Source organism: Buttiauxella massiliensis (assembly GCF_902500225.1).
GTDB lineage: Bacteria > Pseudomonadota > Gammaproteobacteria > Enterobacterales > Enterobacteriaceae > Buttiauxella > Buttiauxella massiliensis.
Genome location: NZ_LR722654.1, coordinates 160,504 through 181,792, shown reverse-complemented (window position 1 = coordinate 181,792; position 21,289 = coordinate 160,504). Strand labels below are relative to the sequence as shown.

The window sequence follows — 21,289 nt, the reverse complement described above, 5'->3', positions numbered from 1 at the left end:
TTCCGCGCTGGCCGTGTCCAAACTGGCTGCAACAATTACGCCTTCTTGAATAGGCAAAAACCGAAGGAAACCAATAAATGGCAGATAAAGAACTCAAATTTTTGGTGGTGGATGACTTCTCTACCATGCGTCGCATTGTCCGTAACCTACTAAAAGAGCTGGGTTTCAACAACGTCGAAGAAGCAGAAGATGGTGTCGATGCGCTCAATAAACTCAACGGTGGCGGTTTTGGTTTTGTTATCTCTGACTGGAACATGCCGAACATGGACGGTCTGGAGTTGCTGAAAACCATTCGTGGCAACGGCGCAATGTCGGCTCTGCCGGTATTGATGGTGACCGCTGAGGCGAAGAAAGAGAACATCATTGCCGCAGCACAGGCGGGGGCGAGTGGCTATGTGGTAAAACCGTTTACCGCCGCGACACTGGAAGAGAAGTTAAACAAAATCTTCGAAAAGCTCGGCATGTAAGGAGAGGCTCATGCACTCATCTACCAATCCCGCGTCAGAGTTACATTCAACCGGCGATATTATCGTTCGGATAGGCAGCCTGACCCGAATGCTGCGCGACAGCCTACGCGAGCTGGGCCTTGACCAGGCGATTGCCGAAGCGGCGGAAGCGATTCCCGATGCTCGTGACCGCCTGGACTACGTGGTGCAGATGACCGCGCAGGCCGCAGAGCGCGCGCTGAACTGTGTGGAGCTGGCTCAGCCTCATCAGAACAAACTGGAATCCGACGCCAAAGCACTTAATGGCCGTTGGGATGCCTGGTTTGAAAACCCAATCGAGCTGGGTGATGCCCGTGAACTGGTTACCGATACGCGCAGCTACTTGTCTGGCGTCCCGAGTCACACCAGCTTTACCAATGCTCAGCTTCTGGAAATCATGATGGCGCAAGACTTCCAGGATTTAACCGGTCAGGTCATCAAGCGCATGATGGATGTTATCCAGGAAATTGAACGCCAGTTGTTGATGGTGTTAATGGAGAACATGCCAGAACTGGATGCGCGTACGAAACGCCCAGCCGACAGTCTCCTCAACGGCCCGCAAATGAACACGACCGCAGCGGGTGTGGTTGCAAGCCAGGATCAGGTTGATGATTTACTGGATAGTTTAGGGTTTTAATATTGGGTGCTGTGTCTAAGTGGCACAGCGTCATTTTTTCTTAATGACGTTATATATCCATCATCCTTCGAGCTGCAGGGGTGTTGGCTGCGCTCACTTACCCAAACTACTTACCTTAGTAAGCTCATTGGGATAAGCTCCCTGGCCGCCTATCTGTAACTCGAATGCTAATGGGTATATACCCAAAAGATTACGGGTATAATTTGAGAGTGAAAATACATCAGGGAAATACATTACCTTTTTCGGCAATGCATTTATAGTGAATGGTTTTTGGTTTTTGTTGAACATTGATAATAATGTCCTCACCTTTCTGCCATTGTTCAAGTAAAATAAGTAACTTGTCAATTCGAACTGCGGTGATTAAATTTTTGTCAAAATTGGCGCGTTCGTATTGTATTAACTCGGTGCTGCTATAGCAGGACAAATGACTTTGAAGGAAGGCGCAAAGTTTTCCTCCTAATGTAGCAGCATTTTTCCCGTAAATAGTCCGGATGATTTTTACTACGGAACCTTTTTCGTTAGGGGTTTTTTCTAATACCAGATCTAAACGTCTGTTAATTAAGTCCTGTAAATAATTTGGCTGAGTGATTATTTTCTTTGCTTTAATATCATAAATTACAGCATCCCAGGTCATTAACGTGGTATGTAGTAAACTATCGATATTATGTAGTGAAATAACATCCTCTCTGAACGCCCAGGTATCTTCCAGACTCCAGATATCATAATCCATGCGTGAGTGAGTCAGCCGGACACCACCAAATTTATTCTCGGTAAAGTTTGGGATGTTTAATGATTCTAACGCCTCATACAACTTATGACGGCTTCCGTGGAAGACCAGATCGATGTCTGAACTGAAGCGAAAAATCCTTTAACTCTTCGCTTCAGATTTCGCTTACTTTGAACGATTTTCATACTCATATAAGGATTTTAGCTCATCGTGTAGGGCAATCAAATAACTATCTGTCATGCCAGAAATAGCATCGGCGAGAAGCTGCGCTTCTTTGTAAAGCACGGGCAGGTCGTTTTCAGGGCTTCACATAAAGCATGTCCTTTGCTTATTGAAATGAGATCTTTTTCCTGACAATTAATGTCAAGAAAGTTGTCTTTGTTTTCTTTGAATGAAATGACAACAGCATCAACTAATTCAGCTATGGCATAAACCCTGAACATTTGCATGCTCATGTCATTCAGCTCTGCTGGGGATAACTCTGCTTTGGCATACTCTTTATTGTCTTCTTTGCTTTTAGTAATGACATTACGCATTATTTCATCGGATGAGGCCTTATTCTGACAAGAGAGGAAGTCCATTAAATCATGGAATGAAGCTAAACCCTTTTTAACCGTATCTTCTGCATCAAGTACTGAATAAGCAATATCATCACACGCTTCCATAAGATAAGTGAAAGGATGACGGATACCTTCTCTGAGACCGGTTTTCTCCCAGATGTCTTTGACGACGGGTTCTTCGGAGTAGAAGAAACCATGCTTTTTCCACTGCTTTGAACTTGAAAATGAGGTTCGTGGGTACTTGAGCATTGAGGCCAGTGTGGCGTAGGTAAGATTAAGGCCAAACTCATCATTGAGAATTTGAAGTTTGGTTACCAGCCTGAAGGTTTGTGAATTCCCATCAAACTGGCGGAAATCATTGTAAATTTTATCCATGGGGCAACTGGTACAAACGGGAATTTCTTTCCTGAACCATTCACCCATCGCCCGTTCCCCTTGATGGCCGAAAGGGGGGGTGCCAAGATCATGTACTAAACCTATAGCAGCGAGCAGTGCCGGGACATCACGTTCAACACAAACGTCAGATAGCTTTGTGCCGAAAATATCCTCTTTCATTTCGAACGCCAACCGAACCCCAATTCCTCGTGCCAGATTGGCTACTTCATGTGAGTGGGTCAGACGCGTTCTCACACTATCATTTTTATCCAGGGGAAAAACCTGGGTCTTATCTGCCAGGCGGCGGGTGGGGGCCGCAAATAAAATTCGGTCGAAATCTCGTTCTATCTGAAGCCGACCCTTGGCGGTTCCTACAGAATTGGTTTTTTTAGGTTTACGCCGATTAGCGTTAAGTAATTCAGTCCATTGCATCGTTTGCTCCTTATTTAATCATGATTGATAAAACGGTGGAAAAGTAGCAAACGGATCTTTGGATGAGAAGATGGCAGGGCGTTGATTTTTTAATCTTTAGGCCATGCTCGCAAATCCAGATGCAAGAAAATGAAATCCTATCGTTGCGCACACAAACTACTTAACCCACAAACAAACCTACAAATTCCCCCGTTTTCCTCCCATTAGCGTTCCCCCTTTCTGACATGCTGTGCTGGTAATTGTGGCCACGAGATTGTTGCAGTGTCAGAAGAAAGCGACGACGACAAAACAGAAGCCCCCACACCCCACCGACTTGAAAAAGCGCGCGAAGATGGGCAGATTCCCCGATCCCGTGAGTTGACCTCACTGCTTATGTTATTGGTGGGAATCAGCATTATCTGGATGGGAGGGGAGCCGTTGGCGCGACAGCTAGCGGCAATGTTGTCTACAGGGCTCCATTTTGATCACAGCATTATTAACGACCCCAATCTTATCGTTAAACAAATCAGCCAACTGATAAAACAGGCCGTCTGGGCACTGTTGCCGCTGATTTTCGGGCTGGTGATTGTAGCAATTGCAGCCCCCATGCTGTTGGGTGGCATCCTGTTCAGCGGGAAGTCGATACAGTTTAAATTTAGCAAAATGAATCCAATTTCCGGACTCGGGCGGATGTTCTCAGCCCAGGCAGGCGCTGAACTGCTAAAAGCCTTCCTCAAAGCCATTTTGGTCGGCTGCGTAACGGCCTGGTATCTGCTGCACAAATGGCCAGAGATGATGCGCCTGATGAGTGAACCGCCATTGGCTGCTTTGGGGCACGCATTAAATATGGTGGCGGTGTGTGGTTTGTTGATTGTGCTGGGGCTGACACCAATGGTCGGCTTCGACGTGTTCTTCCAGATTTTCAGCAACATTAAAAAGCTACGCATGAGCCGCCAGGATATTCGCGACGAATTCAAGCAACAAGAAGGCGACCCACATGTTAAAGGCCGTATTCGCCAGCAACAGCGTGCCGCCGCGCGTCGCCGCATGATGTCAGATGTGCCGAAGGCCGATGTGATTGTGACCAACCCGACGCACTATTCGGTGGCCTTACAGTACGACGAAAACAAAATGAGTGCGCCAAAAGTGCTGGCGAAAGGGGCCGGCCTGGTTGCGCTGCGTATCCGTGAAATCGGCAATGAGCACCGTATTCCAATGCTCGAAGCTCCACCGCTTGCGCGTGCGTTATACCGTCATGCTGAAATAGGACAACAAATTCCTGGGCAGTTGTATTCCGCCGTAGCAGAAGTGCTGGCATGGGTATGGCAACTGCGGCGCTGGCGTGTCGCTGGCGGTTTAATCCCGAAAAAACCTGAAAACCTTCCAGTGCCTGAAGCGCTGGACTTTGCAAACGAGAAGGACTCCGATGGCTAATTTGCTCGCAACACTGCGTCTGCCTGCCAGTATGAAATCCGGGCAATGGCAAATTCTTGCCGGACCGATACTGATCTTGATGATCTTGTCGATGATGGTACTGCCGCTCCCGGCGTTTATACTGGATTTGTTGTTCACCTTTAACATCGCGCTGTCGATCATGGTCCTGCTGGTGGCGATGTTCACCCAGAAAACCCTCGAGTTCGCGGCTTTCCCAACCATTCTGCTGTTTACCACGTTGCTGCGCCTGGCGCTGAACGTGGCCTCGACACGTATCATTTTGATGGATGGTCATACCGGTGGTGCGGCTGCGGGTAAAGTGGTTGAAGCCTTCGGTCACTTTCTTGTTGGCGGTAACTTTGCCATCGGTATCGTGGTGTTTATCATCCTCGTTATCATCAACTTTATGGTTATCACCAAAGGTGCGGGGCGTATTGCTGAAGTCGGTGCGCGCTTTGTGCTGGACGGTATGCCGGGTAAACAGATGGCGATTGATGCCGATCTTAACGCCGGCTTGATTGGTGAAGACGAAGCGAAAAAACGCCGTTCAGAAGTCACACAAGAAGCTGATTTTTACGGCTCGATGGACGGGGCCAGTAAATTCGTGCGTGGCGATGCGGTCGCCGGTCTGATGATCATGGTGATTAACGTGGTGGGCGGCCTGTTGGTCGGTATGCTTCAGCACGACATGCCCTTTGGCGCAGCAGCAGAAACTTATACGTTATTGACCATCGGTGATGGCCTGGTCGCGCAGATCCCGGCGCTGGTCATCTCGACCGCTGCGGGTGTTATCGTTACCCGTGTTGCAACCGACCAGGATGTTGGCGAGCAGATGGTCACCCAGCTGTTCAACAACCCGCGCGTTATGCTGCTGAGTGCCGGTGTTCTTGGTTTACTTGGCATGGTGCCGGGGATGCCAAACTTTGTCTTCCTGCTGTTTACTGCCGCATTGCTTGGGCTGGCATGGTGGATGCGTGGCCGCCAGATGGAGCAGCCCGCGGCCCCATCAGCCCCGGTCAAACCCCAGGAAAACCCGCAGGCGGTTGAGGCCACCTGGAATGATGTGCAACTGGAAGATTCGCTGGGAATGGAAGTAGGTTACCGCCTGATTCCGATGGTGGATTTCCAGCAAGACGGCGAGCTGTTAGGGCGAATCCGCAGTATCCGTAAGAAATTCGCGCAGGATATGGGTTTCCTACCGCCGGTAGTCCATATTCGCGACAACATGGACTTGCCGCCGGCACGTTATCGTATCCTGATGAAGGGCGTCGAGATTGGCAGTGGCGATGCTTATCCGGGGCGCTGGCTTGCTATTAACCCTGGGACTGCGGCAGGCAGCTTACCAGGCGAAGCGACAATTGACCCAGCGTTTGGCCTTGCCGCCACCTGGATTGAAAGCGCACTTAAAGAGCAGGCGCAAATTCAGGGCTTTACCGTGGTCGAAGCCAGTACCGTGGTCGCCACGCATCTTAACCATCTGATTGGCCAGTTTGCGCCAGAACTGTTTGGCCGCCAGGAAGCACAACAGTTACTCGACCGTGTAACCCAGGAGATGCCGAAACTCACGGAGGACCTGGTGCCGGGTGTGGTGACGTTAACCACACTGCATAAAGTTCTGCAAAACCTGCTGGCTGAGAAAGTGACGATTCGTGATATGCGCACGATTCTTGAAACTCTGGCAGAACATGCACCGATACAAAATGACCCGCATGAATTAACAGCGGTAGTGCGTGTGGCGCTGGGCAGGGCGATTACTCAGCAATGGTTCCCTGGCAATGGTGAAGTGCAGGTGATTGGTCTCGATGCGGCACTTGAGCGTTTGTTATTGCAGGCATTGCAAGGTGGCGGTGGGCTCGAGCCCGGCCTTGCCGATCGCTTGCTGGAGCAGGCTCAGGAGGCGCTGAAACGCCAGGAAATGCTCGGTGCACCGCCGGTGTTGTTGGTTAACCATGCGCTGCGACCACTGCTGGCGCGTTTCTTACGCCGCAGCCTGCCGCAACTCATGGTGCTTTCTAGCCTCGAGCTTTCTGAAAACCGTAACATCCGTATGACTGCGACCATTGGAGCGAAATAATGAGCCGCCTGTTATTGCTGATTCTCTTCCCTTTAATGACCCATGCCGCAGGTGAGGGAGCATGGCAGGCCAGTGGCGTGGGTGCCACGCTTAGCCACCGTGGTGTTGCAGCATCGTCCCGCGCTTTAGCACCTGCGCAACCTGTCAGTGGCGTGATGACATTAGTTTCTTGGCGCTATGAGCTGATTGGTCCAACCCCAGCCGGACTTAACGTCAGATTATGTTCGATAACGCGCTGTGTTGAGATAGAAGGGCAGAGCGGTACGACGCGTGGATTGACCAATGTGGCGGCAAATGAGCCGCTGCGTTTTGTCTGGGAAGTTCCCGGTGGTGGAGTGCTTTTCCCAGCATTAAAAGTCCGCAGTAATCAGGTAATAGTTAATTATCAGTAATCCTCAAAGCCGCAATCCCCATGCGGCTTTTACTTGTTTACCTCTCATTTTTAGTCTGCGCTTTTGATAAAAACAAACCCCTGTTTTATAAATCGGTGATGCGAGTGCTGAGACACTTTGTATTTTTGCCACCATTCATCAAACGATGGCAAAAATGGAAAGGTTTCAATTACCCCGTCCTTCTACCTTAGCAAGGTAAGGTTCTCGCAAGCCCGACAAGTACCGGGACGTGCAATCTCCATAAAAAAATTAACGGGGTTTGACGGCAATGAAAACACGCAAAATTGGATTGGCAAATTATCTTGCCTATGGCTCCGGGGATTTTCTCGGGGCGGGGACGACGGCTCTCACCGCCGCCTGGTTGCTCTACTTTTATACTACCTTCTGTGGCCTTTCACCGATTGAAGCGACGTTTATCTTTGCGATGGCCAGGGTGTTGGATGCCGTTGTCAGTCCGCTGATGGGCTTCCTGACCGATAACTTTGGTTCTACCTGGCTTGGTAAGCGTTTTGGACGCCGTAAATTCTTTATATTGCTGGGTATCCCATTAGTCTTCAGCTACAGCTTTATGTGGGTTGGGGAGATGAGTTATTGGTATTACCTGGTGACCTATCTGATTTTTGATGTGGTCTACACCATGATTCTGGTGCCGTACGAAACACTGGTGCCGGAAATGACCGATGACTTCAAACAGAAAACCAAGTTCTCTGGCGCGCGTATTTCTATGGCGCAACTTTCTGCGATCCTTGCCGCATTCCTGCCGGGCATTCTGTTAAACCACTTCGGTAAAGACAACGCGGTTTCCTTCTTTTACGCAAGCCTGGTCTTCGCCACGATATGCGCCATCGTGCTGACGTTGGTCTGGTTCTTCACCTGGGAGCGCCCTCGTTCAGACTGGACAGAAGCGGCACTGCGTGCAGAAGAAGAGAAGAAAACCCTGACGTTTGCGCAGAGTATGAAGCGCCTGAACGTTGAACTGACTTCTACGCTGCGCGTTAAGATCTTCCGCCAACACTTGGGCATGTATTTGGGCGGTTATATTGCTCAGGATGTGTTCAACGCCGTGTTTACCTACTATGTGGTGTTTGTGCTGATGCAAAGTGCAAGCATGGCTTCCAGCTTGCTCGGCACTATGGCGATTCTGCAATTTATCGCGGTTATCGGCATGATTCCTCTGTGTATCAAATATGGCCCGGCTCCGTCCTACCGTATGGTTGTAGTGCTCTTTGGCCTGAGTTCCATCTCTTACGCATTGTTGTATTACGCGGGATTAAGCGATGTCTTCTCGCTGCTGATGCTGGTTTCAGCCATAGCTGGCCTGGGCCGCGGCGGTATCAACTATGTGCCGTGGAATACTTACACCTACATTGCTGACGTGGATGAAGTGATTACCGGGCAGCGCCGTGAAGGGATCTTCGCAGGCATTATGACGCTGACGCGTAAAGCCTCGCAGGCCGGTGCGGTAATGTTAGTGGGTATCGTGATGCAGCTTTCCGGCTTTGTTTCCGGCCAGACCGTACAGCCGCCAGCGGTAAGCCACACCATTCTGATGATCCTGAGCTTTGGCACAGTCGCTGTTTTGGCGTGCGGTTTCTTAGTCTCCCTGCGCTTTAAACTCAATTTGCAAACTCACAGCGTGTTACGTGAAGAAACCGCGAAGATGCGTGCGGCGGGTCGTCCGGTTCCGGAAGCAACCACGCCACAAGCTCGCGCCACAGTCGAAATGTTGGCTGGTATGCCTTACGACACGCTTTGGGGCAACAACAATATTGGCTATCTCAACCGTAATAAACCTGCGGCTCCGTCATTGAAAGAGGCTGCTGCAATGCGTTCGAATACATCATCACAGAGGTTAAGTTAATGATTATTTATCCCGTCAAACACAGCCCTTTACTGTGCCAGCCGGAGCATTTTATTGCCCGGGATGAGCTGAAAACCCTGATCCACAAGGTGACGGATAATCTGGTTAGTATTAAGGATGAAACGGGCCAATACTTGCTGCGACTAGATGACGGACGAGTCATTGATACCAAAGGTTGGGCAGGTTGGGAGTGGACGCACGGCGTCGGTTTGTACGGCATGTATCAGTATTATCGTCAGACCGGTGAAAAGAAGATGTGCGAAATTATTGATAGCTGGTTTGCAGACCGCTTCGCAGAAGGTGCTACCACCAAAAACGTCAATACCATGGCACCGTTCCTGACGCTTGCCTATCGCTACGAAGAAACGCGCGACCCGTCGTATTTGCCGTGGCTCGAAAGCTGGGCTGAGTGGGCAATGTATGAAATGCCGCGTACCGAACACGGCGGAATGCAGCACATTACGCTTGCGGAAGAGAACCATCAGCAGATGTGGGACGACACGCTGATGATGACCGTATTGCCACTGGCAAAAATTGGCAAATTGCTGAATCGCCCGGAGTATGTGGAAGAGGCGACGTATCAGTTCCTGCTGCATGTGCAGAATTTGATGGATCGCGAAACCGGCCTGTGGTTCCACGGCTGGAGTTACGAAGGCAATCATAACTTTGCCAATGCGCGTTGGGCGCGTGGCAACAGTTGGTTGACTATCGTGATCCCTGATTTCCTTGAACTGGTGGACTTACCTGAGAACAACGCGGTGCGTCGCTATCTGGTACAGGTGCTGGAAAATCAGGTTGCCGCGTTGGCAAAATGCCAGGACGACAGTGGTTTATGGCACACCTTGCTTGACGACCCACATTCGTATCTGGAGGCATCCGCGACTGCCGGTTTTGCCTACGGCATTTTGAAAGGCATTCGTAAGCGCTATATCGGCAAAGAGTATGCAGAGGTGGCAGAAAAGGCGATGAAAGGTATCGTCAAAAATATCTCCCCGGAAGGTGAGTTGTTGCAGGTTTCGTTTGGCACGGGAATGGGCAGTAACCTGGAGTTTTATCGCCAAATCCCGCTGACCTCAATGCCGTACGGACAGGCGATGGCGATCCTCTGTATGGGTGAGTATTTGAGAATTTATTTGTAAGCGCATACAACAGGCCTGGGGAACCAGGCCTGCAAATTACTGCTAAATCAAACCTGCGGGCAAACCCCATAAAGTTCCTCCAATTTAAAAATAAATAAATGGCGTAATGTGTGACGCAATTCATTATGCTGCCGCTGTCGATAAGCCCTTCACTGGTTTTCACCTCCTTAACGATAATGCGAATGGCGAAGCGGAGCTTCTCTTTCGTCCCTCCTTTCTTGTTGATCCCTGGTCTGGATTAATAACTAAACGATGACAGGCGTTCTCCGTTTCGTGCCGTCATCAGGATAAATTGATGTCTATTTCCCCGTTAGCCCGGGTTGCCAGTAATAGTATTGTGGAGCCGGGTGTGGTGCTCGGTGCGCATGTAAGTATTGGCCCGTTTTGTGTTATTTCCGCAGGTGTAGTGATAGGCGAAGGAACTGTTGTCGGTGCTTATTCGGTGATTAATGGCCTGACAACAATCGGCTGTAACAATACTTTCGGCCAGTTTTCATCCATAGGTGATGCGAATCAGGACCTTAAATATGCCGGTGAACCCACGACGGTCGTTATTGGTGACCGGAATCAGATTGCCAAAAATGCCACTATTCATCGTGGAACAGTTCAGGGGCTTAGCACCACTATTATCGGTAATGACAATCGCTTTTTGAATTGTGTCCATATTGGTCATGATTGTGTGGTCGGTAATGGCACATTGATTGCGGATAACAGTGGGCTTGCCGGGCACGTTGAGCTTGATGATGATGCGCAGATAGGCTTTATGTGTGCTATCCATCAATTTTGCATATTGGCGAGTGGGGTTAAGATCCTCGACCAATCAGCAGTGGTTCAGGATGTTCCGCCGTTTGTGACGGCTGGTGGTAACCGCGCTGTGCCGCTGGGTATCAACACAAGCTCGAATGCGTTCCAGGCGTTAGAGCCAGAACAGCAGGATTTGATTCATACATTGTATGAGCGGTTTTACAACCAGGCGCTGGCGATAGAAGAAGTGAAGAGGTCTTTGAAAATACTGGAAAGTGATTTCCCGGTGATTGGCCTTTATGACCGGTTTTTTGCGCGGTCAGCGCGGGGAATTGTTCGCTAACAAGTACCCGTCATACTTCAAGTTGCAGGTGTGTTGGCTGCTTTCGTTCACCCGACAAATCTGCCGGGAGCAGATTTGAATGCTGCGAGCAGCATCCCGAAGGGCGAAGCCCACGGATGGGCCGAGTAATCACTTACTAGTGTAAGCTCGTCGGGATTCTCTCAATTGCCGCCTTCCTGCAACTCGAATTATTTAGGGTACTGAAATTAGGAACTTACATACGTTCTACAGTTTCGATACCCAGGGTATCCAGACCAAGTTTCAGCGTTTTCGCGGTTAACAGAGCCAGTTTCAGGCGGCTGTTACGCGCTTCTTCGGAGTCGGCGGCCAGAATTGGGCAGTGCTCGTAGAAACCAGAGAACAGACCCGCCACATCGTAAAGATAAGTACACATCACATGCGGTGTACCATCACGCGCAACCACGTTCAGCGTTTCTTCAAATTGCAGCAGGCGCGCAGCCAACTGTGCTTCGCGGTCTTCACGAATCACTACTGGTGCTTTCAGCAGCTCAGCTTCATCAATCTCAGCTTTGCGGAACACAGACAGCACGCGAGTGTATGCATATTGCATATACGGTGCGGTGTTGCCCTCGAAGGCCAACATGTTGTCCCAGTCAAAGATGTAATCGGTGGTGCGGCTTTTCGACAGGTCGGCGTATTTCACTGCGCCAATACCGACGGATTTCGCTAACGCTTCCAGTTCATCCGCAGGCATGTTCGGGTTTTTCTCTGCAACCAGATTACGCGCACGTTCCATGGCTTCGTCGAGCAGGTCGGTCAGTTTTACCGTGCCGCCAGAACGGGTTTTGAACGGCTTGCCGTCTTTGCCCAGCATCATGCCGAACATCTGGTGCTCCAGGGTGACAGATTCTGGAACGTAACCGGCTTTACGCACGATGGTCCATGCTTGCATCAGGTGTTGATGCTGGCGGGAGTCGATAAAGTAAAGCACGCGGTCTGCATGCAGGGTTTCATAGCGATATTTCGCACAGGCAATATCGGTGGTGGTGTAGAGATAGCCGCCATCTTTTTTCTGGATGATAACGCCCATTGGGTCGCCGTCTTTGTTCTTGAACTCATCCAGGTAAACCACGGTTGCGCCTTCGCTCTCGACCGCAAGACCTTTCGCCTTAAGATCGGCCACGATGCCCGGAAGCATTGGGTTATAAAGACTTTCACCCATTACGTCGTCACGGGTCAGCGTCACGTTAAGGCGATCGTAGGTTTGCTGGTTCTGCGTCATGGTGATATCGACCAGCTTACGCCACATTTCACGGCAGTATTCGTCGCCGCCTTGCAGCTTCACAACGTACGCACGAGCACGTTCAGCAAATTCTGCGTCTTCGTCGTAGTGTTTCTTGGCTGCACGATAGAACTCTTCCAGGTCGGCCAGCGCCATTTCACCTGCGTTTTCTTGCTGCTGCTTTTCAAGATAGGCGATCAGCATCCCGAACTGTGTGCCCCAGTCACCAACGTGGTTGGCGCGGATAACTTTATGACCAAGGAATTCCAGCGTGCGCACCGCAGCATCACCAATGATAGTGGAGCGGATATGACCCACGTGCATCTCTTTCGCGACGTTTGGTGCGGAATAGTCGACCACGATGGTTTGCGGCGCAACGGTATTCACGCCAACGCGGTCAGAAGCAACAGCTTCGTCGACATGTTTAGCAAGGAATGCTGGGTCGAGGAAAATATTGATAAAGCCTGGGCCGGCGATTTCAACTTTGCTGGCAATTCCGGTCAAATCCAGATTGGCAATCACCAACTCTGCGACTTGTCGTGGTGGCTTGCCCAGTGATTTTGCAACTGACATCACGCCATTGGCCTGATAGTCGCCGAACTGAACTTTTGCTGACTGACGAACCTGTGGTTCGCAATCCGCAGGTGCACCTGCGGCAATCAGTGCCTGACTGACTTTATCTGAGAGAAGAGCCTGAATATTCACCGGGATACCTTACTTTTTGCTAAGGGCTGCCGTGACTTTTACAGCAGCCGTATCATTGGGGATAAAATTAGGGCGTAAGTATAACTGTATTTATCCCCCTTAGTCAGCAAAAGCCTTGCCCGGTGCGCCCTGGACTAATATCAACGGTATAGTGAATAACCATTCAGAAATATAGCCACGTTTCGGGTGTTGGTGATATCTGCCTAAATTGGTAGATTAGCCCGCATTCGTGACTTGAGAGGATAGGGTGATGGCCAACTGGCAGACAATTGCAGAACTGAATGATATTTCAGCGGATCTCCCGCGATTTACACAAGCGTTAACAGAACTTGCCGCTCGGCTTGATTTGGAGATTGCGTTGCTTGACGCCGATCACATTTCTCTGCGTTGCCATCAGAATACGACGGCGGAACGCTGGCGTGCAGGCCTGGAAAAGTGCGGCACATTGCTGTCGGAAAATATCATTAATGATCGGCCAATTTGCTTGTTCAAATTAGATGAGCCAGTTTGCGTGGCGCACTGGGAATTTAGCGTGGTGGAGCTGCCGTGGCCGGGTGAAAAACGCTATCCGCACGAAGGTTGGGAGCATGTAGAAATTGTGCTGCCTGGGGAGCCTGAAACGCTAAATGCCCGAGCGCTGGATTTAATGTCTGACGCGGGTTTACGCCAGACCGGAATTTCAGTGAAAACCAGTTCGCCAAAAGGCGAACGCGAGCGCTTGCCAAACCCAACGCTTGCAGTGACCGACGGCAAAGTCACCATCAAATTCCATCCATGGAGTATTGAAGAGATCGTTGCCAGCGAATTAGCAGACTGATCTCACGGCTGCTTCTATGCGTTTAATGGCTTCATTAAGCGTTGCTGAGGTGCAGCCAAAGTTAATTCGTACGAATTTCGCTTCGCCAAAATCTGCCCCTGGCGAGAAACCCAGCCCCGCTTTCTGGAAGAATAGCGTCGGATTTTCTACCGGCAGAGCGCTTGCATCCACCCATCCGAGATAAGTGGCGGGTGGCGATGCCATCGTAAGGCCTGGCATTTTATTCACGGCACTCACCAAAGTGTCGCGATTTCGACGCAGATAGGGCAGTAACTCTTGCAACCACGGTTCACCATCGCGCCACGCTGCGGTGGCAGCCGTCAGCGCCAGCACATCCACACTCGGTACAATCCCATCGCGAACCGTATTAAATTGCTTACGCAATTGTGGATCAGGGATTATCGCCAGTGATGCGCCAAGCCCGGCAATGTTGAAAGTTTTGGACGGTGAAAGCAGCGTGATAGAACGCTGTTCTGCGTCGTGGCTCAGTGTGGCAAAAGGAATGTGTTTCGCACCGGGATCAAGCAGCAAATCACAATGAATTTCATCAGAACAGACAATCATGTTGTGGCGTTGGGCGAATGCCAGGTGCTGCTGTAATTCCTCACGCGTATAGATGGTGCCGCCTGGATTTTGCGGGTTGCACAACATCAGCAATTTTTCTTTACCGTTGAGCTGAGATTCCAGTGCCTGCAAATCCATAACCCAACGGCCATTTTCAAGGCGCAGTGGCGCGTTGAGTTGTGAACGATTGGCAAATGCAGATGACTTTCGGAATGGAGGATAAATCGGTGTTGGCGCAATGGTAATTTCATCGGGGGCCGTAAAGGCACGAACACTCAAATTAAGGCCCGCGACAATGCCCGGTAAAAAGACGATCCACTCTGGTTTAATCTGCCACTGGTAGCGGCTGGACATTCTTTCAACGACAACATCAACTAATTCTTGCGGCCGGTTACCGTAACCAAAAACTCCGTGCTCTACGCGTTTATGAAGGGCTTCGAGAATACAGGGTGGAGAGCGAAAATCCATATCTGCCACCCACATAGGTAACACCTCATCACCATATTTATTCCACTTCGAACTGTCGCTGTGACGGCGGTCGATGCCTTCATCAAAATTGAATGCCATCATGATTAGCTATTACCTTTATGGGATCGTGATTTTCAGATTATCATTCTGAACCCATGACACAACCGCCAGGCTAAAGATTTTTAAGGAGTAATCAATGCCTTTGCTTGAGATATGTTGTTACGGAATTGACTGTGCAGTCACAGCGCAACTTGCCGGAGCGGACAGGCTTGAATTATGTTCAGCCCCCAAAGAGGGTGGTTTGACCCCTTCTGCTGGGGTGCTGCGTAAAGTGAAAGAACGAGTTTCGATACCTGTGCATCCAATTATTCGCCCGCGCGGCGGTGATTTTTGTTACACCGATGCAGAGTTCGAGACCATGCTTGAAGATATCGCTTTCGTCCGCGAGCTCGGTTATTCGGGACTGGTAATCGGTATGTTAGACGGGGAAGGGCATGTTGATGTACCTCGCATGAAGCGAGTTATGGAGCAGGCTAAAGGTATGGCGGTGACTTTCCACCGGGCGTTTGATATGTGCCATAACCCCCACCAGGCGTTGGAACAACTCACTGATTTAGGCGTGGCGCGCATCCTGACTTCAGGCCAACAGCAGAATGCGGAATTAGGACTTACATTACTTAGGGAACTAAAACAGCATTCCCGTGCTCCAATCATTATGGCTGGTGCTGGCGTGCGATTGAGCAACTTGAAAAAGTTTGTCGATCAAGGCATTGACGAAATGCACAGTTCAGCCGGGCAGACCGTGCCATCACCGATGCGTTACCGTAAAGCGGGTGTGTCGATGAGTGCCGATGCGGAAGCCGATGAGTTTAATCGTTACTGCGTTGATGGTGATGTAGTGGCAGCAATGAAAGCCGTGTTGGTTGCAGGGAAGACTGCAGCCTGACACTTAAAGATTTTAACCGCGCATCATGTCGCCCATGTGATGTTGCTCGTACCAGGCCCCGGCGTTTTGCTGGGGCTTTTTTTATCTATATCAGTTGGTTAGTGATGTTTGGGGTGCTATTGGGGTGCTGCTATATGCAAATAAAACCCCTGATTAAGAGGTGATAAACCTTAATCAGGAGATTTAGCACCACTAAATTAATGTTTTTTTCCGTTCTCTACCTGCATCAATTTGAAGAAATCGATGCCCTTTTGACGTTGCGACTCTAAGTGATCAGCCAAATCCTGAATGTGGATCATCCGTGGTGCTTTCTGGCTGTCAGAAGCTCTGAAAGTGGGAACAGCGAACTCCCCCATAGATGCTTTTTTTTCTGCTGTGGCGGGTTTAAGGCCAAAATATTTTTCACAAACGTCAGCCAATGGAATCGTTGGTGTTCCGAACTCAGCAAGTAAAAGAAATACTGTATTCATAAATTTTCTCCATACATCCCGGCTGCAACCGGGAAGGTTTACAATTCGGTGCTGGTGGTTGGTACTAATTTCTGCCAGATAGCAGACACATATTTAGCCTGATGTTTAGCATCGGCCAGCGCGTTATGCATATCGCCGTCAAATGGCATATCGCGTTTAGGGTCAAATCCAACAGCGCGACCGAGATCGACAATTGTCCGGACATCCTGATCATTCCAGAATTTCCATGGGGTCACATGTCCAGCGCGTTCGTAAGCACTACGCAGAATGACATTGTCAAAGCTGGCGCCATTACCCCAGACTTTCAGGTATTTAGGGTTATCGGCATGACGATTAATGAAATGGCTTAGTTCTGAGAGTGCTGCCGAGATAGGCATTGCATCATCTGCGCAAATGGCTGCTCTTGCTTCTGTACTTTGCTTCATCCACCAGATGATGGTACCTCCATCTGGTTGCGCCCCCTGAGCCATTGCGCTTTCGAGTTGTACCGCTGTGTAAAATTCCTCGCCAAACTTCCCGCTCTGCGGATCAAAGAATACAGCCCCGATGGAGACGATAGGTGCGGTGGGCTTATTACCCATGGTTTCTAAATCAATCATCAAATGGTTCATATATGACCTTATTTTCCTAATTATTAATAAAATAGACCATTAATAACCTATTTCTATTTTTATGGGTCATTAATGGCCTTTTAATCTTTCATTTTTAATATTTAGCTCATAAAAGAGCTATTTCACTTCTATTTTTAATCCGGCGATAGTACCAGCACGCTCTATAGCTTCTTTCACCCAGCGCTTATAGGTTTCTGGGTGGAATTGTTCTGTCTTACCGATTCCACTCCAGAATGCTTTGCTGTTCGTATCTGGCAGCTTCACGCAAAGCTGGCGGGGTTCAAGATATTTCTCACTCCATGGATCACCTGTCTGGTCTTCCAGACGCTGTAGCAATTCACCGATTGGAAGGGGCTTAATGAGTTGTTGCTCCAGCTCCGCTATGCGCTGTCTGGCTTCGTTATAGGCTTCCTCCACGGTATTGAATAAATATCCTTTTTCGATATGCCGTTTAAGCTCCGGCTTGTAGGCAACACAATTATCGTTAGGGTCCTGCACGTTGTGAACGTAAGTATCAAACGCCCCCATGAACCGATCAAATCTGCCTTTGCCGTCTACTAATACTTGCCATGCACGCAGCAGGAACAGCTTCTGTTCGCGTGACAGCTCTGAACAGTAAGCAAGCGCTTCGGCAATTTCAGGCACGGTATTACGACACCAGCGATCTTCTACACGTTGTGCAGCGTGATATAACTTCCAGAAATATGCGGTTTCTTCTGCGTCAGGACGGCATTGTTTCAGGTAGTGAGTTGTCATTGATTTACCCCGCGAAGTATTTCGTTCTCTGCCATAAGGGTGACTCGTTGATCCAAAGATTCACTTAGGGCAATAAAGGTCACATCAAGTCTGGTTGCAACTTCACGCATTAATTTGGCTTCTGCTGGTGGCAGGGTTGGGGCGGCAGCATACGCAGCGGCGACCAGGTCTTTTACTTTCAGATGCTGGTGCATGTGCGAAGCTCCATCAGTTCGTTGAAGCGGGTCATGAACAATCCAAAAGCCTGTCCAGGACGCAGTGGCACAATCTGGATCATGTCGCTGGTAGGGATACCCTCAAGTACAGGCCATTTGGTACCGTCATCAATGTCCAGATCCCGGCGTTCGGTAGCCAGCATTGTCAGGTCGGCATATTTCACAACAGCAGATTGCATTAGCGGCAATTCGTACTTAAAGCGAATAAGGCCGTCTACGAAAGTTTCGATCCGTTGGTAGTCTGGCAGCAGGGCTTTAAGTGGTGCGGGAATGTCCTGGCAATATGCCTCAGCCGCATCATGCATCAACGCTTCAAATGCGAATTCAGGCGGTACCAACTGGCTGCACAATACGGAGTGTTGAGCCACGGAATAGAACTCAGGTAAATGGCCAGTGAAGCGGCAAATATGCGATAACGCGGTGGCGATATCTTCAATCTCGATATCGTCAACGGTGGCATTGGTATAATGAAAATGCTTGCCGGATAACGTCTGTATAAAACTCATCGGTATATTTCTCCATATATTCGCAGCTGCATCTGCGGTTGATTTTGGTTGCACGAATCCCTCGCCAGGTGGCGATTAAAAAAGGAATTACGCTTCACTAATTGCCCCATGGTGCAGGGCAATTAAGGCAGAGCAATTACGCTTTGAAGTTACCGATAAAGGTATCGACTGGTTTCTCGTTGAACTTGCCGATCAGCAGGTCACGGAATTCATTAGCGATAGCTTCTTCCTGGGCTTCCAGTTGGACGATACGCAGCACGAAACATGGCTCGCTGCTTTTCAGTAGGCTATTACGCATGCTGAAGGCACGTTCACCCAGGCCTTCATACGGGACACATTTGAACTCAAAGGCCACAGGCATAACATCTTTGCTGCTGGCTTCAATGCTTTGCATCAGGGACTTTTTACCGGTGAAATCACCGTCTTCATGGTCAGCCTGAGTTGCCTGCTGAATTGTGATACGGCGAACAGCCTGCGCGGCCTGGGCGATCGACATTGTCTTACCGTCAGCATCGAACGCAGTCAGGTAGTCACTCCAGTCTTCCAGCCATTCAGCGATTTGCTTCTGGCTCAGGCGGTCGCCATCAATAGCCAGCAGTGCGCGGAACGGAGCTGTTTGTTTCAGCTTGATGGTTGAAACGTTATCGGCGTGGCCTGGATTGTCGAGTGTGCCGATATTGAAGACAGAGCGGGCACTCATGTTTTGCGCATCAATAAAGCAGCGTGCCGGTTCTTCAGCACTGGCATAACCAACAGAGTAACGAACAAAGTCATCGATGCTGGTCGTATCCATAGCGCCACGGAAGCGGAAGCGTGTAAAGCCAAAGCGCTCCAGGCTTTCTACGCTTACGTCTTTTGGCAGCATGGCGGTAGGGCAGGCAAGGCCACCAATATCACCAAGGTGATAACCAGAAAGGACCAGGTCTTTTACTTGCTGGATAGCGCCGCCGTCTAATTGAGACATACAAAATTCCTTATAAATTAATTGGTAGAAGTAATGGCAGTGAATTAGTCAGTCGCGGTTCACTGAGTCGCTTTAAGCTTTCCGTCAGTAGCGCCGTTGATCCCGAAGAGTTGCCCCTGGTCTTCCTGCAAGATGGTGAGCTTGCCTCCACGGTTAACCCACATAGGGGTTTCGGTGGTGTCTTCTTCCGTCGCCTTGCCGCGTGGAGTAGGGGTGGTGTACTGCAATTTGTGCTTGATTTTGACGCGCTTCTCTTCGACAGAGTTACCCATGCGTTCAATATCAAAAGTCAGAACCACTTTGCCTTTTCCGCCGTTATTCAGCGTGCCGAGTGCAGTGGTATTGAGTGAGGCGGCGATCTTATTCATGAATACGCCAGCATCCAGTTCTCCCAGGAAGTCGGGCACTACAGTCATGCGGTCATTGCTCATCGTTTTACCCTCGTAATGGCAGCTGCAACTGCCAGTTAGAAATCTCCATACACACGATTAGGTTGTGGTGCCGGGTGCCTCCCGGTGCTGTCTGGCGGCAAACCATCCAGCGATGACCTATACCGATAATGACTTGATGTTTTGCCTTTCATCGCGAGCGCTGAGCCGCATTCACCACAACGAAGAGAGCACTGCCGGTGTCCGAATTGAACGGACTTTTTCTCTGCCCATTGCCACTGAATCGTGGTGTCTGGAATCGAACCGGACATTAAACCTTGCTCGTCAATGCTCTCATCGTTGTGAAATCCGTTAACGGGGATCAGGCGACCTGTTTTTACGATTCATCCACCCCGGTTTAGCGGCGCCACCTCGCCGGGGTAGATGTAAAGTGCAGTTACGCTGCAAGACGGCTTGTTGGTATGCTCAGGCAATCATGTCCTGAATCGCGGGGGTTGCTCTCCGCCCCAGGTTCTCCCCGCTATGCTTTAGCGCGTAACCTGAGAAAAACGCCTTCAAGTCTTTCGGCTTTCGCCATGTTTTGTACGAATCATCCGGTTTTCCATATGCCACCGGCGCTACTTCTTGGGCGTCCTGCCTGTTCGCTATGGTTGAGATGAATGTACCTTTAGTTACCTTTTTGGTCAAGAGCGAAATGTACCTATTGTTACCTTGATGGGCGTAAAAAAAGCCAACAATTGTTTGCTGGCTTTCTTTTGGCTTAAAGTTACAGGGAGTTAGATATTTTGTGTTATTTGAACAACTTTCCCTATTATTCGGCAGTTGCCATCAATTGGAATTGGCTTGAAGGCAGGGTTTAGGGGCATTAAATAAGAATAGGGGCCATCCCATACTAATTTTTTCACAGTTGCTTCTGATGAGCCATCTAGCACTGCAACCACTATCTTTCCGTATAAATTATCTAGCTGCCCATAGTTTGGTTCAACAATAACTATTGAACCTTCTGGAATGGACGGTAAGCCATTGGGATTCGTCATCGACTCTCCACGAACAACCAGCCCAAATACCTCATCACTTACATCAGCCGTCGTTTGAGTCCACGAAATCACATCAGTTAACCTTGAGCAAGCATAGCTTTCTGTCCAATGGCCCGCCTGGACAGCAGAAATAATAGGAACAGAAACAGGTGCTTTGAAATAGGGTGTGACTCGAATGTCATCTTGTCCCTGATCTCCCTCTCCATAGAGGAGCCACTCTGGCGTAGTGGATAACGCTATGGCTAGTTGATGGAGATTCTCACCGTCTGGTTTGGTTGTTCCTGCTTCCCACTTAGTCACAGAAACACGGCTAACACCTAGCTTCTTTGCCAGTGCTAGTTGAGTTATTTCCAGCTGGACGCGCCGGGATCTAATTCGGTCTTTCATTTCTGTTTTCATGTAACTAATGTTACATC

22 protein-coding genes are annotated in these 21,289 nt (G+C 49.6%); 10 read left to right on the top strand and 12 right to left on the bottom strand.

Going from position 1 to position 21,289, the window contains the following annotated elements:
• The first annotated feature begins 77 nt into the window (after positions 1 to 77).
• Together cheY and cheZ are read left to right on the top strand one after the other, a co-directional pair.
• A complete protein-coding gene (cheY, locus tag GC128_RS13175) occupies positions 78 to 467 on the top strand; it encodes a chemotaxis response regulator CheY (RefSeq protein WP_034455094.1) in 390 nt (129 codons plus the stop codon).
• 10 nt (positions 468 to 477) lie between these two features.
• Positions 478 to 1,122, top strand: a complete 645-nt coding sequence (cheZ, locus tag GC128_RS13170; protein WP_151994687.1) for a protein phosphatase CheZ — start codon at positions 478 to 480, stop codon at positions 1,120 to 1,122.
• Positions 1,123 to 1,342: 220 nt separating this feature from the next.
• Here the strand turns inward: cheZ and GC128_RS13165 are convergent, their stop codons facing one another.
• Both GC128_RS13165 and dgt read right to left on the bottom strand, forming a co-directional pair.
• Complete coding sequence (locus GC128_RS13165) at positions 1,343 to 1,933, bottom strand: hypothetical protein (RefSeq protein ID WP_151994686.1); 591 nt, start codon at positions 1,931 to 1,933, stop codon at positions 1,343 to 1,345.
• A gap of 152 nt (positions 1,934 to 2,085) precedes the next feature.
• Positions 2,086 to 3,216: a dGTP triphosphohydrolase gene (gene dgt / locus GC128_RS13160; protein WP_226812106.1), complete on the bottom strand. Its 1,131-nt coding sequence runs from the start codon at positions 3,214 to 3,216 to the stop codon at positions 2,086 to 2,088.
• A 261-nt stretch (positions 3,217 to 3,477) separates the two neighbouring features.
• Between dgt and flhB the strand changes: the two genes are divergently transcribed.
• The 6 genes from flhB (at position 3,478) to lpxA (ending at position 11,182) form a co-directional block, all read left to right on the top strand.
• A complete protein-coding gene (gene flhB, locus GC128_RS13155; RefSeq protein ID WP_151994685.1) occupies positions 3,478 to 4,629 on the top strand; it encodes a flagellar biosynthesis protein FlhB in 1,152 nt (383 codons plus the stop codon).
• Positions 4,622 to 6,703, top strand: coding sequence for a flagellar biosynthesis protein FlhA (gene flhA, locus GC128_RS13150; protein WP_151994684.1), 2,082 nt, complete (start codon positions 4,622 to 4,624; stop codon positions 6,701 to 6,703). Before flhB ends, flhA begins: the two co-directional genes overlap by 8 nt.
• Positions 6,703 to 7,095 (top strand): flagellar protein FlhE, encoded by a 393-nt coding sequence (flhE, locus tag GC128_RS13145; protein ID WP_151994683.1) that lies wholly within the window; start codon positions 6,703 to 6,705, stop codon positions 7,093 to 7,095. The genes flhA and flhE overlap by 1 nt, the downstream gene beginning before the upstream one ends.
• Before the next feature lie 268 nt (positions 7,096 to 7,363).
• Entirely contained in the window at positions 7,364 to 8,956 is a 1,593-nt protein-coding gene (locus tag GC128_RS13140) for an MFS transporter (protein WP_151994682.1), read from the top strand.
• The gene (bglB, locus tag GC128_RS13135; RefSeq protein ID WP_151994681.1) at positions 8,956 to 10,095 is read left to right on the top strand and encodes a beta-galactosidase BglB; all 1,140 of its coding nucleotides are present in this window, start codon (positions 8,956 to 8,958) and stop codon (positions 10,093 to 10,095) included. The genes GC128_RS13140 and bglB overlap by 1 nt, the downstream gene beginning before the upstream one ends.
• 295 nt (positions 10,096 to 10,390) lie before the next feature.
• Complete coding sequence (lpxA, locus tag GC128_RS13130) at positions 10,391 to 11,182, top strand: acyl-ACP--UDP-N-acetylglucosamine O-acyltransferase (RefSeq protein WP_151994680.1); 792 nt, start codon at positions 10,391 to 10,393, stop codon at positions 11,180 to 11,182.
• Positions 11,183 to 11,396: 214 nt separating this feature from the next.
• Here the strand turns inward: lpxA and argS are convergent, their stop codons facing one another.
• Entirely contained in the window at positions 11,397 to 13,130 is a 1,734-nt protein-coding gene (gene argS / locus GC128_RS13125; RefSeq protein ID WP_151994679.1) for an arginine--tRNA ligase, read from the bottom strand.
• Positions 13,131 to 13,380: 250 nt separating this feature from the next.
• Between argS and GC128_RS13120 the strand changes: the two genes are divergently transcribed.
• Positions 13,381 to 13,947, top strand: a complete 567-nt coding sequence (locus tag GC128_RS13120; RefSeq protein WP_151994678.1) for a VOC family protein — start codon at positions 13,381 to 13,383, stop codon at positions 13,945 to 13,947.
• Here the strand turns inward: GC128_RS13120 and GC128_RS13115 are convergent.
• A complete protein-coding gene (locus tag GC128_RS13115) occupies positions 13,936 to 15,078 on the bottom strand; it encodes a MalY/PatB family protein (RefSeq protein ID WP_151994735.1) in 1,143 nt (380 codons plus the stop codon). The genes GC128_RS13120 and GC128_RS13115 overlap by 12 nt on opposite strands.
• Positions 15,079 to 15,175: 97 nt before the next feature.
• On the opposite strand from GC128_RS13115, the gene cutC reads away from it, so the two are divergent.
• Positions 15,176 to 15,925: a copper homeostasis protein CutC gene (gene cutC / locus GC128_RS13110; RefSeq protein ID WP_151994677.1), complete on the top strand. Its 750-nt coding sequence runs from the start codon at positions 15,176 to 15,178 to the stop codon at positions 15,923 to 15,925.
• 197 nt (positions 15,926 to 16,122) lie between these two features.
• On the opposite strand, the gene GC128_RS13105 is transcribed toward cutC, so the two are convergent.
• From GC128_RS13105 to GC128_RS13070, 8 genes are all read right to left on the bottom strand, one after another.
• On the bottom strand, positions 16,123 to 16,395 hold the full coding sequence (locus GC128_RS13105) for a pyocin activator PrtN family protein (RefSeq protein WP_151994676.1): 273 nt from the start codon (positions 16,393 to 16,395) through the stop codon (positions 16,123 to 16,125).
• 38 nt (positions 16,396 to 16,433) lie between these two features.
• Positions 16,434 to 17,006 (bottom strand): 3'-5' exonuclease, encoded by a 573-nt coding sequence (locus tag GC128_RS13100; protein WP_151994675.1) that lies wholly within the window; start codon positions 17,004 to 17,006, stop codon positions 16,434 to 16,436.
• A 117-nt stretch (positions 17,007 to 17,123) separates the two neighbouring features.
• Positions 17,124 to 17,762 carry a hypothetical protein gene (locus tag GC128_RS13095; RefSeq protein WP_151994674.1) on the bottom strand — a complete coding sequence of 213 codons (639 nt, stop codon included), beginning with the start codon at positions 17,760 to 17,762 and terminating at the stop codon, positions 17,124 to 17,126.
• Complete coding sequence (locus tag GC128_RS13090; protein ID WP_151994673.1) at positions 17,759 to 17,956, bottom strand: hypothetical protein; 198 nt, start codon at positions 17,954 to 17,956, stop codon at positions 17,759 to 17,761. Before GC128_RS13090 ends, GC128_RS13095 begins: the two co-directional genes overlap by 4 nt.
• Positions 17,941 to 18,483, bottom strand: coding sequence for an HD family hydrolase (locus tag GC128_RS13085; protein ID WP_151994672.1), 543 nt, complete (start codon positions 18,481 to 18,483; stop codon positions 17,941 to 17,943). The genes GC128_RS13090 and GC128_RS13085 overlap by 16 nt, the downstream gene beginning before the upstream one ends.
• Positions 18,484 to 18,619: 136 nt before the next feature.
• On the bottom strand, positions 18,620 to 19,447 hold the full coding sequence (locus GC128_RS13080; protein WP_151994671.1) for a YfdQ family protein: 828 nt from the start codon (positions 19,445 to 19,447) through the stop codon (positions 18,620 to 18,622).
• A 59-nt stretch (positions 19,448 to 19,506) separates the two neighbouring features.
• Positions 19,507 to 19,878 (bottom strand): hypothetical protein, encoded by a 372-nt coding sequence (locus GC128_RS13075; protein ID WP_151994670.1) that lies wholly within the window; start codon positions 19,876 to 19,878, stop codon positions 19,507 to 19,509.
• Positions 19,879 to 20,612: 734 nt separating this feature from the next.
• A complete protein-coding gene (locus tag GC128_RS13070; protein WP_193216257.1) occupies positions 20,613 to 21,272 on the bottom strand; it encodes a LexA family protein in 660 nt (219 codons plus the stop codon).
• Positions 21,273 to 21,289: the final 17 nt, after the last annotated feature.

Excerpts from the sequence above, each read along its gene's own strand:
- cheY (WP_034455094.1), top strand. The coding sequence starts at position 78 with ATGGCAGATAAAGAACTCAAATTTTTGGTGGTGGATGACTTCTCTACC.
- cheZ (WP_151994687.1), top strand. The coding sequence starts at position 478 with ATGCACTCATCTACCAATCCCGCGTCAGAGTTACATTCAACCGGCGAT.
- dgt (WP_226812106.1), bottom strand. The coding sequence starts at position 3,216 with ATGCAATGGACTGAATTACTTAACGCTAATCGGCGTAAACCTAAAAAA.
- flhA (WP_151994684.1), top strand. The coding sequence starts at position 4,622 with ATGGCTAATTTGCTCGCAACACTGCGTCTGCCTGCCAGTATGAAATCC.
- flhE (WP_151994683.1), top strand. The coding sequence starts at position 6,703 with ATGAGCCGCCTGTTATTGCTGATTCTCTTCCCTTTAATGACCCATGCC.
- GC128_RS13140 (WP_151994682.1), top strand. The coding sequence starts at position 7,364 with ATGAAAACACGCAAAATTGGATTGGCAAATTATCTTGCCTATGGCTCC.
- bglB (WP_151994681.1), top strand. The coding sequence starts at position 8,956 with ATGATTATTTATCCCGTCAAACACAGCCCTTTACTGTGCCAGCCGGAG.
- lpxA (WP_151994680.1), top strand. The coding sequence starts at position 10,391 with ATGTCTATTTCCCCGTTAGCCCGGGTTGCCAGTAATAGTATTGTGGAG.
- GC128_RS13120 (WP_151994678.1), top strand. The coding sequence starts at position 13,381 with ATGGCCAACTGGCAGACAATTGCAGAACTGAATGATATTTCAGCGGAT.
- GC128_RS13115 (WP_151994735.1), bottom strand. The coding sequence starts at position 15,078 with ATGGCATTCAATTTTGATGAAGGCATCGACCGCCGTCACAGCGACAGT.
- cutC (WP_151994677.1), top strand. The coding sequence starts at position 15,176 with ATGCCTTTGCTTGAGATATGTTGTTACGGAATTGACTGTGCAGTCACA.
- GC128_RS13105 (WP_151994676.1), bottom strand. The coding sequence starts at position 16,395 with ATGAATACAGTATTTCTTTTACTTGCTGAGTTCGGAACACCAACGATT.
- GC128_RS13100 (WP_151994675.1), bottom strand. The coding sequence starts at position 17,006 with ATGAACCATTTGATGATTGATTTAGAAACCATGGGTAATAAGCCCACC.
- GC128_RS13095 (WP_151994674.1), bottom strand. The coding sequence starts at position 17,762 with ATGACAACTCACTACCTGAAACAATGCCGTCCTGACGCAGAAGAAACC.
- GC128_RS13090 (WP_151994673.1), bottom strand. The coding sequence starts at position 17,956 with ATGCACCAGCATCTGAAAGTAAAAGACCTGGTCGCCGCTGCGTATGCT.
- GC128_RS13085 (WP_151994672.1), bottom strand. The coding sequence starts at position 18,483 with ATGAGTTTTATACAGACGTTATCCGGCAAGCATTTTCATTATACCAAT.
- GC128_RS13080 (WP_151994671.1), bottom strand. The coding sequence starts at position 19,447 with ATGTCTCAATTAGACGGCGGCGCTATCCAGCAAGTAAAAGACCTGGTC.
- GC128_RS13075 (WP_151994670.1), bottom strand. The coding sequence starts at position 19,878 with ATGAGCAATGACCGCATGACTGTAGTGCCCGACTTCCTGGGAGAACTG.
- GC128_RS13070 (WP_193216257.1), bottom strand. The coding sequence starts at position 21,272 with ATGAAAACAGAAATGAAAGACCGAATTAGATCCCGGCGCGTCCAGCTG.